The following is a 15,306-nucleotide window of genomic DNA, read 5'->3' as shown; positions in this document are numbered from 1 at the left end:
CATCCGATCAGGTTTCCTGGTAGAGCCAGTTGCGCAGGATGGAGACCGCCTCCTCCGGGTGCTTCTCGACGATCTCGCCCACCTTGCGCAGGGAGGAGGCGCGGACGCGGCCCTCGACCCGGTTGATGTCGATCATCTGCTCGAGATCCTCGTCGGCCTGGGCGGCCTCCAGCGCCAGATCCTGGGCCAGAGCCCCGGTCGGGGCGGCCAGCGCCGCCGGCATGCCGCTCTGGTCGGTGAGCAGCCGGTCCATGTCGTCCTCCTCCTGCTCCTCCGCCTTCTCGAAGGCGCGGGTGATGAGCGGGCGGATGACCAGCAGGATGATCAGGATGGCGACGATGCCCAGCACCAGCATCTCGGCGATGTGCATCAGATCCTCGCGCTGCATGCCGAGGATCAGCTCCGGCGGCGGCGGCAGGTCGTCCTCCGGCTGCCAGAAGCGCATGTTGATGACGTCGAGCGTGTCACCGCGCACGCCGTCGATGCCGACGGCCGAGCGGACCAGGGTGCGGATGCTCTCCAGCTCCTGGTCGGTTCGCGGCTGGTAGGCGCTCATCACGCCGTTCTGGCCGGGCGCGTAGGTGCCGTCCACCAGCACCGCCACGGACAGGCGGCGCACTTGGCCGGTCTCGCGGACATGGTTCTTGGTGGTGCGGCTGATCTCGTAGTTGACCGTCTCCTCGCTCCGGTTCGACTTGTTCAGCGACAGGGGCGAGGCGCTGTCCGAGGCCTGCGCGGTCGGCAGGTTCTGGTCGACGGTCACCGGCTGGAGCGGGTCGCGGTCGCTGCTCTCGGAATTCTCCGTGACGGTCTGGGTGGAGCGGACGACCTGGCTCTCGGGGTCGAAGATCTCCGACTGGGTCGAGATGCGGTCGAAGTCCAGGTCGGCCGACACCTCGGCGCGGACCTTGCCGTAGCCGACGGTGCGGCCGAGCAGGTCCTCGATGGTGCGGGCGAGGCGGCTCTCATAGGCGGTCTTCTTCTCCTCCGCCGAGGCCGCCAGCGCGTCCGCGCTGTCGTTGCCGGTGCCGCGGGCGAGCAGCTTGCCCTTGTCGTCGACGATGGAGATGCGGCTGGGGTCCAGGTTCGGCACGGAGGCGGCGATCAGATGCTGGATCGCCTGGATGTTCTCGCGGGAGAGCTGGGCACCCGGCTGGAGCTGGAGGAAGATGCTGGCGGTCGCCGGGTTCTGCTGGCGGGCGAACAGCTCGCGCTTGGGCAGCACGAGATGGACGCGCGCCTGCTTCACCCCGGCCAGGGTCTGCACCGTGCGCGCCATCTCGCCTTCGAGTGCGCGCAGGTGGTTGATGTTCTGCATGAAGCTGGTGGTGCCGAAGCCCTCGGACTTGTCGAACAGCTCGTAGCCGACCGAACCGCCGGACGGCAGGCCGGCGGCCGCCATCTGCATGCGCATCGGCCCGACCTGCTCGGACGGCACCGTGATCTTCGTCCCGCTGGCGTCCACCTGGAAGGGGACCCGCGCCTCCTCCAGCTTCTTGGAGATGGCGGCGGCCTCGGCCGGCTGGAGGTCGGCGTAGAGCAGCACCATGTCCGGCGTGGACAGCCGGGTCGCCAGGTAGATGAAGAACCCGATCAGCACGACACCGACCCCGCCGATCGCCGCGAGGCGGGCGGGCCCGAGATTGCGCAAGGTCTGGATCAGGTTGTTCACGCGACTGTCCCCGAACGGAATCCACCCCCGGCGCGGGCTGCGGATCCTGCCCTCCCGCCGGTCCGGAAAGACCGGTCCGATGGAGGTTTGCAAGTTCCGCGCCGAGGTCTGGCCATGGCGCTCATGCTGGGTCGTCTTGATGAAGAGAGGGTTAATTCTTTCGGTCGAACCATTCTTTGCCCGGCAAAAAATGCCTAGCGGTGCGCATCGGTCACGCCTCCGGCCTGTTGGAGAGGATGGCCCGCCATCGTCCCGGATGCCGTCCCGGAGGCCAATGCGCGGCCCCCTTCGGAGGGCTCGGCAATATAGGCGTATTAACCCGAAATATTGGATTGCCACCTGCTCCGGAAGCATGCGGCCTTTCAAAAAGACGCGCATCCAGCCCGTTAAAAACGGAAGCGCAGGTTGACATCACGGGCGCGAGGTCATAGCTGAGTTGCAATATCCCTCGCCGGAATGACCTTTTGGTCGCGGTGGGGGTGTTCGATGTTTCTTAAGGCGCGGCGCTGTGCTTCCGGGGTGAGGGCGCCGGGCCACCAGCGGAAAGGGGATGAGATGACTGCGGGGGGCGTTGTGAAAAAGCGTGGACGCGAGAAGAAGGAAGGCCTCAACGAGGTCGATGTGTTCGTCGGCCAGCGCCTGCGCGAACTGCGCATGCTCGCCGGCCTCAGCCAGAGCGACGTCGCGGCGGCGCTCGACCTGACCTTCCAGCAGCTCCAGAAGTACGAGCGCGGCTTCAACCGCGTGTCGGCGAGCCGGCTGTTCAAGCTGTCGCAGTTCTTCCGGGTGCCGGTCTCCGTCTTCTTCGAAGGGCTGGACGAACGGTCCAGCGCGCCGGAGGGGAGCGCGGCCGCCGGCCAGCCGCAGAGCGAGGAGAACGAGAACACGCTCCGCTCGCGCGAGGCGCTGATGCTGGCGCGCTACTTCCAGAACATCCGCGACCCGCAGATCCGCGGCGCCATCCGCGAACTGGCCGAGCGCTGCGCCCAGCAGTCGGACACGGCCCAGGTGGCCCCGGTGGCCGTGGACGAGGAGGGCGAAATTGCCCTTCCGCCCGCGCAGGGTGCGCGCCGCGGCCGCCGGCCGGGTCAGACGGCCGGCCAGGCCTGACGCCGGCCGGCGCTTTTCCGCGCCTTTCCCCGGCCGGCCTCCCGTTCCGGCCTCTCAGCCGAGGGAGGCCGGCCGCAACTCCCGGTAACGGGCGAGGAAAGCGGCCATGGCCTCCTCCGGGCCGAGCGGGAGGATGGGCTCCGCGGCCGGAGGTGGCAGGTCCTTCCAGTTGACGCGGTGCGGCGCGCAGAGATCGCGCAGCTCGGTCGCGAGCGACCGCTGGTCGGCAAGCTTCACCGCCTTCGGCTCCGGGTAACGGAACCCGAAACGCTTCGCGAGCGCCTGCTTGATGGGTGCTACGGCCTCGCGGATCGCCTCCCGGCCGATCCGCGCCTTCCAGGGGGTCGGCCAGTCGCCGGTGAAGGCCTCCTCGCTGTCGTGCATCAGCGCGTCGTATTCGAACCCCTCCGGCGCCAGATGGCTGGCCAGCACGCAATGCTGGGCGACGCTGAAGAAGGCCCGCGTGTTGCCGACGAAACGGCACTGGTAGGCCAGGGGGCGCGCGATGTCCTCGATGTCGAAGGGGGCGAAGTCCGGATTCGCCAGATCGACCGTCCGTCCCGAATAGGTGATCATGACGGCGGTCGGCTCGGGAAGGTCGAGCAGATCGAACTGGTCCGGGTGGGAGATGCGGGGCGACCCGCTGCGGCGGCGTGACATGCCCACCCTTTAGCAGATCGCCCCACCCGGGAACAGGCCGCCGCAAGCCGCTGCCGGGGCGGACAGGCGAGCCGCAGGAGACCCGAAAAAGGAAATATGGCCTTCGGAGTAACCCCAAGGAAGAGGCGGGAAAACAAGCGCTTGGCTTCGTCGAGCGACGGCACCGGTCCACAGGCACTTCGCGAATCGTCTGGACAATAAGGACACGAATGGCTTTTCTGATATCCAGAAGGCGCGCGAGGGTTGCAGACAGTCGTGAGGGACCGCCGCGCCGGGCGGGTGGCGACCGAACGGAGTGGATGATGACGCTCGACGAAAGACGGGCCGATCAGCTGGTGCCGGCCATCGAAGGGCTGGGCGTCCTGCTGGTCGAAGACGAAAGCTTCACGCGCAAGCTCATCGCGCGAATGCTCGGCGACCTGAAGGTCCGCGCCGTCTTCGAGGCTTCGGATGGGGTGATGGCGCTCGACCGGCTGGCCCGGAACGCCCCGGACATCGACGTGATCATCTGCGACCTGGAGATGCCGCGCATGGGCGGGCTGGACCTGCTGCATGCCCTGCGCACCGCGACCGGAAACGCGCACGCCGATTGCCCGGTGATCGTGCTGACCGCCCACAGCGAGGCCGACACCGTGAAGCGGGCCATCGCCTATGGCATCTCCGGCTATCTGGTGAAGCCCGTGTCCAAGCAGGATCTGGTGAAGCGGCTGACCTTCGCCATGCAGAAGATCCGCTGAAACCCATAGCGGGCTTTGTTGCGCGAAGGGCGCGGTTGGCGGAGAATGCCCCGACCGTTGGACCGGAGGCCGTGTGACGGACGCGACGGAGCTGGTGGGCCTTCATCGGCCCGCATTCGATCGGATCCCCGATCCGATCCCGAACCCGATGACCGAACAACGCGACGCGCTCGCCCGCGCGGCCGTGGAGCGGCTGTTCGCGTCCCGTCCGGACCTGACGGAGCGGTATGGCGAGGCGGGCCGCCGCAAGTGCGTCGAGGACACCGGCCACCACATCCTCTATCTCGCGGAGGCCGCCGCCACCGACAGCCCCGAGCTGTTCCGCGGCTATGTCGCCTGGGCGAAGATCCTTTTCACCGGGCTGAACCTTCCCGAAACGGACCTCGCCGACGGCCTCGCCGCGCTCGCCGAGGTGGTGGGCGAGCGGGTCGGCGGCGCCCTGGGTCAGCGTGCCCTGGCCTGCATCGCGGCGGCACTCCGCGACCTTCCCTCCATGCCGGCGGCGGTACCCAGCTTCCTGCGGCCGGAGGCGCCGTTCGGCGAGCTGGCGCAGGCCTATCTGAACGCGCTTCTGGCCGGTGACCGGCGCCGGGCCTCGGCCCTGGTGCTGGACCGGGTGGCGGCCGGCGCGCCGGTGCGCGACGTCTACCTGCATGTGTTCCAGCCCGTCCTGCGCGAGGTCGGGCGGCTCTGGCAGACCGGCGCCATCACGGTCGGGCACGAGCATTTCGCCACCGCCGCGACGCAGGCCATCATGGCGCAGCTCTACCCGCACGTCTTCCAGAGCCCGCGCCGGGGCCGCTCCATGGTCGCCACCTGCGTCAGCGGCGAGCTGCACGAGGTCGGCATCCGCATGGTCGCCGATTTCTTCGAGATGGCCGGCTGGGACAGCCATTATCTCGGCGCCAACACGCCGGCGCGCAGCATCCTCCAGGCGGTCGAGGAGCGGGATGCCCGCCTCCTCGCCGTATCGGCGACGATCACCGCCCATGTCGGGACGGTTACCGAACTGATCGGCGCGGTGCGGGCCGGCCTGCGCGGGCGGACCCTGCGCATCCTGGTCGGCGGCTATCCCTTCAACCTCGCGCCCGACCTCTGGCGCAAGGTCGGGGCGGACGGCTGCGCGGCCAGCGCCGCCGAGGCCGTGGCGCTGGCCGAGAGCTGGGAGGCCGGACCCGGCGCGGCGGACGGTCCCGGGGGCGGCCCCAGGAGCGGCTTCGGCAACGGCTTGCCCGCTGGCGCGCCGGCTTTCCTCCTGCGCACCCGCTAGGCCTGGCCGATGGATGGGCTGGTCCTGATCTGCGGCCAGGATGGCCGCCTGCTGGCGCACTGCGTGGCCGGGCGGGGCATCGCCGAGCTGAAGCTCCGCCAGGGCATGCCCTTTCCGGCGCTCTTCGCGTCCTTGGGGGGGCCGCCGTCCGGGACCGGCTGGAGCGGCCCGGACCCGGTGACGCGGGCGCTGGACATGCTCAGCGCGCTGCGCGGCGGGGGTGCCGTCCTGGACCGCCCGGTCGCGACGGCTCCGGACGGGCTGAGCACGCTCTACATCTCGGGCCGCCGCGAGGGTGGCGAACTGCTGCTGGCCGTGACGCGGGCGCCGGGAAGCCTTGGCCCCCTGGTGGAAACGCTCTCGGCGGAGCAGCCCGAACTGGCGGGGCGGCTGCGTCCGCTGGCCGACAGCCCCGGCCCTGGCCCGGCCCTCGGGACCGAGGCCCTGTTCGAGGAGATGAGCCGGCTCAACAACGATCTCGCGACCTCGCAACGCGCGCTGGCCGCCGCGAACCGGGACCTCGCGGTGAGCAACGAGCAGAAGAACCGGCTCATGGGCATGCTCGCGCATGACCTGCGCTCGCCGCTCCAGGCGGTCAGCGGCTTCGCCGCCCTTCTGGAAAGCCGGCTGTCCGGCCGGATGGACGAGGACGAGGCGGCCTGCCTGGAGCGCATCCGCGAATCCAGCCTCCTCATGCGCCACATGATCGAGGATGTCCTGTCCATGGCCGCGGTGGAGGCCGGGCGGCTGCGGCTCTTTCCCCGGCCGACCGACATTGCCGCGCTGGTCCGCCGCAACGTCGCGGCCAACCGCATCCTGGCGCAAGGCAAGGGCATGACCATCCTGCCGGAAATCGCCGAGGACCTGCCGGTCCTGCAGGCCGATCCGGCCAAGCTGGAGCAGGTGCTCAACAACCTGCTGTCCAACGCGGTCAAATTCTCGCCGCAGGGCTCGGCGATCCGCCTGTCCGTCCGGCGGGACGGAGCGGGGGAGGAGGCTCCGGTCCGCATCGACGTCGCCGACAGCGGTCGCGGCATGGCGGGGGAGGAACTTGACCTGCTGTTCCATCCCTTCACGCGCGCCGGAACGATCGGCACGGGGGGCGAGGCGACGGTCGGCCTCGGCCTTTACATCTGCCGCACCATCGTCGAGGGGCATGGCGGGCGGATCGAGCTGAACAGCAAGCCCGGACGGGGGACGGTCGTCACGGTCCTGCTGCCCGCCGGGCCGGCAGGCGACGCCTCACGCGACGGGCAAGGCGCCATTCTCGCACCGTAACGCGCATGTCAGTGCTGTAACCCGGGTAATGGATCGACAACCTTTGCGATGCCATACTGCACGCTTGTGTAGGTTGATGCGTGAGGCCCTGCTGCCGGGCCGGCGCTTGGATGGTACCGCCGATGTCGCTTTCCTCCAGATACAGACCCTGTTCCGGCCGGCTTGCGTGCCTTGCCGCGGCCTTCTTCCTTCCCCTCCTCCCGGCCACCGCCGGCGCGGCGGTTCTCGACGACGTCCGCGCGCGCGGGACGCTGACCTGCGGCGTCATGGCGCCGGGGACGGGGGTTCAGAGCGACCTCGGGCCGCGTGGCTTCTTCATGGACTTTTGCCGGGGCGTGGCGGCGGCCGTCCTCGGTTCACCCAAGGCGGTGACCTTCGCGGAGCTCGAGGCGAGCCAATGGTTCGAGGCGGTGCACCACGGCGATGTGGACGTGCTGATGGCGCCCGCGACCCGCACCATGAAGCGCGACGCCGAACCCGGGGTGCAGTTCGCCGCCACCTATTTTCACGGTGGGCCGGCGGTCATCGCGCACCGCCATCTCGGCTACGCGGCCCTGCGCGACGTCCGCCAAGCGCGCGTCTGCGTGCAGGAGGGAACGACCTCCCAGGATTGGCTCGCCGGCCAGATCGCCGTGGCCGGCGGTTCGCTCGATCCCATGACCTTCCGGTCGGGCGAGGGGCGCTGGCAGGCCTTCATGCAGCGCCAGTGCGACCTGATGGTGTCCGACCGGCTCTTCCTGCAGGTCGGCGCACGCCAGCGCGGCGTCGAGGAAAACTACGTCGTCTTCCCGGACCGGATGGCCGTCGAACCTCAGGGGCCGGTGGTGCGCGCGGACGATCCCGTCTGGCGGAACATCGTCGCCTGGACCGTCCACGTCACCCTGCTGGCGGAGCAGATGGGGGTGACCTCGCAAAACCTGGAAGGCCGGCCGAACCAGGCCTCGCGGGACCGCGACTGGCTTCTCGGCGTGACGCCGGGGGTGGGCGAGCCGGTCGGGCTCGACGATCTCTGGGCGGGGCGGCTTCTCCGGACGGTCGGCAATTATGGTGAGATCTTCGCCCGCAACCTGACCGTCCCCTTCGGCATCGCCCGCGGGGAGAACGCCCTGTGGAGCGACGGCGGCCTGATGGCCCCGCCGTCGCTGCGGTAGGGGGCCGGGTATCGGGGCGGGGCCGCCCGCTCCGGCCGGCTCCACTCTGGCCCGCGGCGTCACATCCGGCCGGCGGCGTCACACCCGGTAGGCGACGCGCAGCCCGCCCCAATGGCGGCCGCGCACGGTGATTGGGGCGGAGACGTCCTTCATCAGCGTGAAGCTTCCGCCCATGTCGCGCCGGTAGGTCTGAAGCAGGAAGGGCTCGGTGTTCCGCCCGGCGGCGAGGCCGACGCGGTCGTTGAACATGCGGCGGTTGCGGCTGTTCAGCGCGTTCCAGGCCGGGTCGCCCCGCCGCTGCGGCTGGGAGAATTTGGCGTTGTGCGTGGGAAGATAGCCGTTCCGGTCCAGGGCGGCGCAGAAGACGATCCGGTCGTCCTCGGACAGGACGGGTTCCTGGACGGCCGGAAGCAGGCGGTCGCAGGCATCCGTGAAGCGGGTGGTGACCTGCTGCGGGTCGCTGCCCGCGACCGGGCGGTAGCTTTCGTCGAACAGGTCGGCCTCCGTGAGGCGGCCGGCGGCGATTTCCGCCTCGAACAGGGCGGAGATGCGGGCGGCCCGCTCCACGGCGATGCGGATGAAGGGCGTGTCCACCGTTTCCGTGCCGGCCAGCGCGGTCAGGCCGATCAGCCGCTCGGACATGCCGACGAGGTCGCTGAGCCTTCCTTGCGCGGCCTGGAGGTTGCGGTTGGACTGGGCGACCTCCTCCGACATGCCGGACGCCCGCTCGACCAGCCCGGCGCAACGTTCGCGCACCTGGCAGGCGGCGGAGGAGATTTCCAGAGCGTTCTCGTCGATCTCCCGCATGACCCCGTCCACCGTCTCGATGACGGCGGCCACGGCGGTGGTTCCCTCGCGGGCCGCCTCGGCCCGGCCGGAGCTGTCCGCCGCCTTGCGGCGCAACTCCTCCGCCTTTCCGGACAGGGCCTGGATGGTGCTGTGGATGTCGGCGGTCGCGTCCGCCGTCTGGCGGGCGAGCAGTTTGACCTCGCTCGCCACGACGGCGAATCCGCGGCCCGCGTCGCCCGCCCGCGCGGCCTCGATGGTGGCGTTGAGCGCCAGCAGGTTGGTCTGCTTTGCGATGGCCTCGATCCCGCTGGCGATCTTGTGCACGCGCTGGAGCATCTGATGGAGGTCGGCCGCCTCGGTGCTGATGGCGCCGACCGCGTCGATCAGCGTCCGGATCGTCGAGACCGCCTGCTCCAGGGACAGCTTCGACCCGGACATCTCGCCCTTGGCGTGCTCCGCGACCCGCTGGGCGGCCACGGCTGCGGCACTGATCCGCTCGCTGCTGCCGGCCATTTCCAGGGAGGCCGTGCGGAACTCCGTGAAGGCCTCGGCCTGCGCGCCGAAGCGCCGCGCGACCTCCTCCACGTTGCCGGACACATCCGCCACCTGAACGCCGAGACTCCCGGCCTCCAGCGCAACCTTTCCGATAATGTCCTGCTGCTGCATGGCGACGGTTCCCCCGAAACCGGATGAAGTAAGCCCATCCTTTCAATTCGGGGTTGGTTTGTCATTCCGACAAACAATAATAGTGCTTAAGTCGTAGGCTCCGGCCTGGAGGGCGCCCCCGCCTTTCCGGCGGCGTCAGAGGTCGGCGACGCCGCTCTTGGGGATGCGGATCTCGCGGTGGACGGACATGCTGAGCAGCAGACCGACGCCGATCAGCAGCGTCATCATCGCCGACCCGCCGTAGGAGACGAGCGGCAGCGGAATGCCCACGACGGGGATCAGCCCCATCACCATGGCGACGTTGACGAAGACGTACAGGAAGAACTGCGTGGTCATGCCGACCGCCACCAGCCGGCCGAACTGGCTGCGGCAGCTCAGCGCGATCACCACGCCGTAGATCAGCAGCATCAGGTACAGCATCAGGATGGTGAGCGCGCCGACCATGCCGAACTCCTCGGCCAGCACCACGAAGATGAAGTCGGTGTGCTTTTCCGGCAGGAACATCAGCTGGCTCTGCGAGCCCATCATGAAGCCCTTGCCGAACAGCCCGCCGGACCCCAGCGCGATCTTGCTCTGGAGGATGTTGTAGCCCGTGCCGAGCGGGTCGGATTCCGGGTCGAGGAAGGTGTAGACGCGCTGCTTCTGGTAGTCGTGCAGGAACTCCCAGCCGATGAACAGGGCGCCCACGCCCCCGGCGATGGCCAGCCCGAACTTCCACAGCCGCACCCCGGCCGCGAAGAAGACCGCACCGCTGCCCAGGATCAGCAGAAGCGAGGTGCCGAGGTTCGGCTGCATCAGCACGAGCCCCACGGGCGCGAAGACCAGCAGCAGGCCCGGGATCAGCAGAAGCGGCCGGCCGATCTGGTCCAGCGTGACGCCATGGAAATAGCGGGCCAGCGCCAGCACCAGGGCCGGCTTCATCAGCTCCGACGGCTGGAGCTGGAAGAAGCCCAGGTCGATCCAGCGCTGCGCGCCCATGCCGATGTGGCCCATGATCTCGACCGCGATCAGCAGGCAGAAAACGGCGAAATAGATGATGTAGGCCGCCCGCATCAGGTGGCGCACGTCCACCAGCGCGATCGCCAGCATGATCACGAAGCCGGGGATCGCGCGGACGAGCTGCGGCTGCGCCCAGGGCGTCCACTTGCCGCCGGCGGCCGAATAGAGCAGCGCCACCCCCACCCCGGTGAGCAGCGCGACCAGGAACACGAGGCCCCAGTTGATCATGCGGATCTTGCTGCCGAGGGTGAGTTGCGGGCGCTTCGGCGACAGGCTGCCCGAGCCTTGATGTGAGAGAACCGCCACTGTTTTCCGTTCCCGATCCGGGGGCGCCGGACCCACTCCCCACGGAAAAGGGACTGGCCGGCGGCCGCATAGAGCCACAGGGTGGCGCCGCGATCAAAGGGACGATTCGCGGACCCCCGCGATTTCAGCCCTTCGCGTAGCCCTTGACGATGAGGGCGACGGCGTTGTCCACGATGTAGGCGACGTGCTCCGCCTCGGGCGACTGGTCCAGCCCGAACAGGAGCCGCATGTGCAGATGCGACTTGATCATGCCCATGAACTGTTCGGCGGCCAGCCGGGGGGAGGGGATGGAGAGTTGCCCGCGCCGGTCGGCGTCGGCCATGAAATCGGTCATCTGGGCGAGCGAGCGGGCCGGGCCGGCCTCGTAGAAGGCGCGGGCCAGTTCGGGGAAGCGGTGCGCCTCGCCCACCACCATGCGGTAGCCGGCGAGCGCCTTGGGCGACATCAGCAGCGCCGCGAAGCGCCGGCCCAGCAGGCGCAGCCCCTCGGCCACCTCCATGCGGCGCGCCTCCTCCCAGATGGTGGCCTGGGCGTAGGAGTGGCACTCGCAGGCGACCATGGTCCGGAACAGCTCTTCCTTGCTGCCGAAATGCGCGTAGAGCGTGGCCTTGGACACGTTCGCCGTCTTGGCGACCGCGTCCATGCTCACGGCACCGTACCCGTTCTCCAGGAACAGCTTGCCGGCCGCTTCCAGGATCTGCGCCGGCTTGGAGCCCGCCTCGGGGGTGGGGACGGTCAGTGTGGTCATGCGTTCCTCGCCTTCGAAACGTCGCTTGGCCGTAGCGCGTGGCGCCATCGATGGAAAGCCCTTTTTAAAAACTAGACCGTTCAGTTCAGTCTTGACAGCAGGTAGGGCGGGGCACATCTTCCCGCAAGACTAAACTGAACGGTTCAGTGCAGGCCTGGCGTCCGCCGGCCGTGACCTGGACCGGATGAGACCACGGGGATGATCATGGCCATTGCTGCCGGCGTTCGGAAGATCGTGCTGTCGGGCGTCGCCGCCGCGGCGCTGATGGGCGCCGGCTGGGAAGGCTGGCACTGGTGGCACGAGGGCCGCTTCATCGAGGCGACCGACAACGCCTATGTGCACAGCGACGTCTCCGTCGTCAGCGCCAAGGTCTCCGCCTATGTGCGGGAGGTCCGCGTGGCCGAGAACCAGGAGGTCAGGGCGGGCGACGTGCTGGCCGTGCTGGACGACCAGGACTTCCGCGCCAAGGTCGCGGAGGCCGAGGCCAGCGTTGCGGCCCAGCGGGCCGCCTTCGGCACCATCGACAGCAAGCTGGAGCTTCAGCGCGCCCTGATCGACCAGGCCGCCGCGGCACTCTCCAGCGCCGAGGTCGAGCAGCGCCGCGCCCAGCAGGATTACGACCGCACCCGGTCGCTGGCGTCGGAGAGCTGGACCAGCAAACAGAAGCTCGAGACCGCCGAGGCCGACCTCAGCAAGGCCGCCGCCGGCGTGGCCCGCGCCCGCGCCGCCCTCCAGGCGGAAAAGGACCAGATCGCCGTGCTGGACGCCAGCCGTGTCGAGGCCGAGGCGCATCTGCGCCAGGCGGAAGCGGCGCTGCAAACCGCCCGCAACGACCTGGAGAACACCGTGGTGCGCGCCGCCGTGGACGGCGTGGTCGGCAACCGGGGCGTCCAGGTCGGCCAGTACGCCCGGCCAGGCGTGCAGCTCATGGCGCTGGTGCCGCTGCCCGACGTCTATGTCCTCGCCAACTTCAAGGAAACCCAACTGGAGCGCATGCGGCTGGGCCAGAAGGTGACGGTCACGGTGGACGCCTATCCGGGCCGGGTGCTGGAAGGGCAGGTGGAAAGCCTCGCGCCGGCGTCCGGCTCGCAGTTCAGCCTGCTGCCGCCGGAAAACGCCACCGGCAACTTCACCAAGATCGTCCAGCGCGTGCCCGTGCGCATCGCCCTGCCGCGCGACAACGCGCTGGCCGGCCTGCTGCGCCCCGGCCTGTCGGTCGAGGCCGAGGTGGACACCCGCGGCGCGGAGAACCATCCGCACGTCGCCGGTTCCATCTTCGGCACCGCCCAGGCGGCGCCGGCCATCGCGTCGAAATAACGTTCCTGCCCGGAGACCACGGCACGCAGCCAGCGCCGCACTTTCCCGTAGGGACAGCAACTTACTCGTCATCCCCGCGAAAGCGGGGATCCAGTGCTCCGCGCGGGAGTGGTTTGCCGGCCTGGATCCCCGCTTTCGCGGGGATGACGGAAGAGTGGTTGTTCTCCAGGAGATTGCCGCGACGCTGAACGTGTGACCGCTCTGGCCCTCCGGGGAGCAGAGCAACCGCCCCTGGGAGGGCAGAGATGACAGGTTCGACCCTCTCCGGCGGCCATTCCGATCCCGCCCGCGGCGTCCCCCCTTCGCCGCCGGGCGAGACAGCCCCCGCGTCCCGGTCCTCATTCCCCCCGAAGGACCGGGACGCGGCGGGCGCCCCTTCCTCCCCATCCGGTTCTTCCCCATCCGGCCCGCAGGCGCCCGGAGCCCCCCGCGTCCTGACCCGCCGCGACTGGATCGGCTTCTTCGCCATGGTCGTCGGCATGTTCATGGCGATCCTGGACATCCAGATCGTCGCCAGCTCCCTGGGCGAGATCCAGGCCGGCCTGTCGGCCAGCGCCGACGAGATCTCCTGGGTGCAGACCTCCTACCTCATCGCCGAGGTGGTGATGATCCCGCTGTCGGGCATGCTGTCGCGCATCCTCTCGACTCGCGTGCTGTTCGCGGCGGCGGCGGCGGGCTTCACGCTGACCAGCGTGGCCTGCGCCTTCGCCGGCGGCATCGAAAGCATGATCGTCTGGCGGGCGCTCCAGGGCTTCATCGGCGGCGCCATGATCCCGACGGTCTTCGCCACCAGCTTCGCCCTGTTCCCCGGCAAGCGCCAGGCCGGCATCTCCGTGATGATCGGGCTGGTCGCCACCATGGCGCCGACCATCGGCCCGACGCTCGGCGGCTGGCTGACCCAGACCTTCTCCTGGCACTGGCTGTTCCTCGCCAACGTGATCCCCGGCGTGATCGTGACCTCGCTGGTCTGGACGCTGGTGGACGTGGACAAGCCGAACCGCGCCCTGCTGAAGGGCTTCGACATACTCGGCCTGCTCCTGATGGCGGCCTTCCTCGGCAGCCTGGAATTCGTGGTGGAGGAGGGACCGCGCCAGGACTGGTTCGACGACGAGGCGGTCTTCGCCTTCGCCATCGTCGCCACCCTCGCCGGCATCGGCTTCTTCTGGCGGGTCCTGACCTACCGCAACCCGATCGTCGAGCTGCGCGCCTTTCTCAACCGCAACTTCGCCATCGGCTCTCTCTACAGCTTCATCATCGGCGTCGGGCTCTACGGGGCGGTCTATCTCCAGCCGCTCTTCCTCGCCCGCGTGCGCGGCTACAACAGCCTCCAGATCGGCACGGTGATGTTCGTGACGGGCATCTTCCAGTTCCTGTCGGCGCCGCTCGCCGGCATGCTGTCGAAGAAGCTCGATCTGCGGATCATGCTGGCGATGGGGCTGATGCTGTTCGGTGCCGGCGTCTGGCTCAACAGCTTCCTCACGGCGCAGTCCAGCTTCTGGGAGCTGTTCCTGCCCCAGGCGGTGCGCGGCGTGTCGCTGATGTTCTGTTTCATTCCGGTCAACGCCATCGCGCTGGGCACCTTGCCGCCGGACCAGATCAAGAACGCGTCGGGCCTGTACAACCTCATGCGCAACCTCGGCGGCGCCATCGGGCTGGCGGTGATCAACACGGTCATGACCGAACGGCTGGCCCTGCACATGAACCGACTCGGCGACAACCTGAACCTCGCCCGGCCGGAGGTGCAGTCCATGCTCGACGGGCTGACCACCAGCTTCGACGGGCGGGTGGCCGACGCCGAGGCCGCCGCCCTGAGGGTCATGGCCGGGCTCGTCCAGCGGGAGGCGACGGTGATGACTTTCAACGATTGCCTGCTGATCATGGCCTTCGTCTTCTTCGGGGCGCTGCTCTTCATGCCGCTGCTGCGCAGGCCGAGCCACGGGGTGAAGGCGGACCACTGACGGGGCGAAGCAGGACTCCCATGACCTGGACCGTGCGGACATGGTACATTCCCGGCCCGCGGACCGGCGAAGAGACGGTCCCCAGCCCGGTTTCCGATAGCCCAGCCACCATGAGCAAGCGCCAATACACCCGTGCCGAGGTCAAGGAACTGCTCGGCGCCCTGGAGCGGCAGTGCCGCGAGGCCGCCAAGCTCGCCCAGACCGCCGAGCATGAGGCCAGCCGCCACAGCTTCAGCGCCTACCGCGAGTTCCGCGACAAGGTCGGTGAGTTCCAGGCGCTCGTCATCCTGATCGAGCAGCGGCTGCGCAACGTCGTGGACGCGCGCACCGACGACCTGCGCGACCAGTTCGAACGGCTGGACGCCGTGATGCTGGCGCTGCTGGTGCGGGCCAGCATGCGCTTCTTCTTCGTGCTGTCGGCCAACCCGGTGCTGCCGATGGGCGCCCGCGAGATCTTCGTGTCGGAACTGCGCAGCCTGCACGACGCGCACGAGAAGCTGAACCGCCCCACCTACGCCGGCAAGCTCGGGCCCGAGCTGGACCAGGAACTCCAGACCGCCTCCCTGATCCTGGAGGAGATCATCGACAAAGCGCCGGGGCTGCTCCAGTTCAAGATGTGAGCGGCTTTTCCGGACGGGAGAGCCC

At 69.1% G+C, this 15,306-nt stretch carries 13 protein-coding genes; 8 read left to right on the top strand and 5 right to left on the bottom strand.

Annotation, left to right across the window (positions count from 1 at the left end; all coding sequences use genetic code 11):
- Positions 1–7: 7 nt before the first annotated feature.
- The gene (gene fliF / locus JUB11_RS00265; RefSeq protein ID WP_207455110.1) at positions 8–1,672 is read right to left on the bottom strand and encodes a flagellar basal-body MS-ring/collar protein FliF; all 1,665 of its coding nucleotides are present in this window, start codon (positions 1,670–1,672) and stop codon (positions 8–10) included.
- Positions 1,673–2,245: 573 nt separating this feature from the next.
- Here fliF and JUB11_RS00260 point away from each other — a divergent pair.
- Positions 2,246–2,782 (top strand): helix-turn-helix domain-containing protein, encoded by a 537-nt coding sequence (locus JUB11_RS00260; protein ID WP_207455108.1) that lies wholly within the window; start codon positions 2,246–2,248, stop codon positions 2,780–2,782.
- 54 nt (positions 2,783–2,836) lie between these two features.
- Here JUB11_RS00260 and JUB11_RS00255 read toward each other — a convergent pair whose 3' ends face one another.
- Entirely contained in the window at positions 2,837–3,442 is a 606-nt protein-coding gene (locus JUB11_RS00255) for a transcriptional regulator (RefSeq protein ID WP_207455107.1), read from the bottom strand.
- 299 nt (positions 3,443–3,741) lie between these two features.
- Between JUB11_RS00255 and JUB11_RS00250 the strand changes: the two genes are divergently transcribed.
- From JUB11_RS00250 to JUB11_RS00235, 4 genes are all read left to right on the top strand, one after another.
- A complete protein-coding gene (locus tag JUB11_RS00250) occupies positions 3,742–4,179 on the top strand; it encodes a response regulator (protein WP_247886744.1) in 438 nt (145 codons plus the stop codon).
- A 148-nt stretch (positions 4,180–4,327) separates the two neighbouring features.
- Positions 4,328–5,449, top strand: coding sequence for a cobalamin-dependent protein (locus JUB11_RS00245; RefSeq protein WP_207455106.1), 1,122 nt, complete (start codon positions 4,328–4,330; stop codon positions 5,447–5,449).
- Positions 5,450–5,458: 9 nt separating this feature from the next.
- Positions 5,459–6,727 carry a HAMP domain-containing sensor histidine kinase gene (locus JUB11_RS00240; RefSeq protein WP_207455105.1) on the top strand — a complete coding sequence of 423 codons (1,269 nt, stop codon included), beginning with the start codon at positions 5,459–5,461 and terminating at the stop codon, positions 6,725–6,727.
- Positions 6,728–6,849: 122 nt separating this feature from the next.
- On the top strand, positions 6,850–7,878 hold the full coding sequence (locus tag JUB11_RS00235) for a transporter substrate-binding domain-containing protein (protein ID WP_207455104.1): 1,029 nt from the start codon (positions 6,850–6,852) through the stop codon (positions 7,876–7,878).
- 78 nt (positions 7,879–7,956) lie between these two features.
- Here JUB11_RS00235 and JUB11_RS00230 read toward each other — a convergent pair whose 3' ends face one another.
- The 3 genes from JUB11_RS00230 to JUB11_RS00220 all read right to left on the bottom strand — a co-directional run bounded on the left by JUB11_RS00230 (position 7,957) and on the right by JUB11_RS00220 (position 11,386).
- Complete coding sequence (locus JUB11_RS00230) at positions 7,957–9,333, bottom strand: methyl-accepting chemotaxis protein (RefSeq protein WP_207455103.1); 1,377 nt, start codon at positions 9,331–9,333, stop codon at positions 7,957–7,959.
- Positions 9,334–9,468: 135 nt separating this feature from the next.
- Entirely contained in the window at positions 9,469–10,638 is a 1,170-nt protein-coding gene (rodA, locus tag JUB11_RS00225) for a rod shape-determining protein RodA (protein ID WP_207455102.1), read from the bottom strand.
- A 124-nt stretch (positions 10,639–10,762) separates the two neighbouring features.
- Positions 10,763–11,386: a TetR/AcrR family transcriptional regulator gene (locus JUB11_RS00220; RefSeq protein WP_207455100.1), complete on the bottom strand. Its 624-nt coding sequence runs from the start codon at positions 11,384–11,386 to the stop codon at positions 10,763–10,765.
- Between the two features lie 204 nt (positions 11,387–11,590).
- Here JUB11_RS00220 and JUB11_RS00215 point away from each other — a divergent pair, with 204 nt between their 5' ends.
- From JUB11_RS00215 to JUB11_RS00205, 3 genes are all read left to right on the top strand, one after another.
- Complete coding sequence (locus JUB11_RS00215) at positions 11,591–12,703, top strand: HlyD family secretion protein (protein ID WP_211112395.1); 1,113 nt, start codon at positions 11,591–11,593, stop codon at positions 12,701–12,703.
- A 245-nt stretch (positions 12,704–12,948) separates the two neighbouring features.
- On the top strand, positions 12,949–14,661 hold the full coding sequence (locus tag JUB11_RS00210) for a DHA2 family efflux MFS transporter permease subunit (RefSeq protein ID WP_247886743.1): 1,713 nt from the start codon (positions 12,949–12,951) through the stop codon (positions 14,659–14,661).
- A gap of 110 nt (positions 14,662–14,771) precedes the next feature.
- Entirely contained in the window at positions 14,772–15,281 is a 510-nt protein-coding gene (locus JUB11_RS00205) for a hypothetical protein (protein WP_207455098.1), read from the top strand.
- The last annotated feature ends 25 nt before the right edge of the window (positions 15,282–15,306 follow it).

The organism is Azospirillum sp. SYSU D00513, from assembly GCF_017356015.1.
Taxonomy (GTDB): domain Bacteria; phylum Pseudomonadota; class Alphaproteobacteria; order Azospirillales; family Azospirillaceae; genus Azospirillum.
This window is presented reverse-complemented; position numbering and strand designations above follow the sequence as displayed.

Bases quoted from the DNA above. Each gene is read 5' to 3' on its own strand.
- JUB11_RS00205 (WP_207455098.1), top strand. From the start codon at position 14,772: ATGAGCAAGCGCCAATACACCCGTGCCGAGGTCAAGGAACTGCTCGGC.
- JUB11_RS00240 (WP_207455105.1), top strand. From the start codon at position 5,459: ATGGATGGGCTGGTCCTGATCTGCGGCCAGGATGGCCGCCTGCTGGCG.
- JUB11_RS00255 (WP_207455107.1), bottom strand. From the start codon at position 3,442: ATGTCACGCCGCCGCAGCGGGTCGCCCCGCATCTCCCACCCGGACCAG.
- JUB11_RS00210 (WP_247886743.1), top strand. From the start codon at position 12,949: ATGACAGGTTCGACCCTCTCCGGCGGCCATTCCGATCCCGCCCGCGGC.
- JUB11_RS00230 (WP_207455103.1), bottom strand. From the start codon at position 9,333: ATGCAGCAGCAGGACATTATCGGAAAGGTTGCGCTGGAGGCCGGGAGT.
- JUB11_RS00220 (WP_207455100.1), bottom strand. From the start codon at position 11,386: ATGACCACACTGACCGTCCCCACCCCCGAGGCGGGCTCCAAGCCGGCG.
- JUB11_RS00250 (WP_247886744.1), top strand. From the start codon at position 3,742: ATGATGACGCTCGACGAAAGACGGGCCGATCAGCTGGTGCCGGCCATC.
- JUB11_RS00235 (WP_207455104.1), top strand. From the start codon at position 6,850: ATGTCGCTTTCCTCCAGATACAGACCCTGTTCCGGCCGGCTTGCGTGC.
- JUB11_RS00215 (WP_211112395.1), top strand. From the start codon at position 11,591: ATGGCCATTGCTGCCGGCGTTCGGAAGATCGTGCTGTCGGGCGTCGCC.
- JUB11_RS00245 (WP_207455106.1), top strand. From the start codon at position 4,328: ATGACCGAACAACGCGACGCGCTCGCCCGCGCGGCCGTGGAGCGGCTG.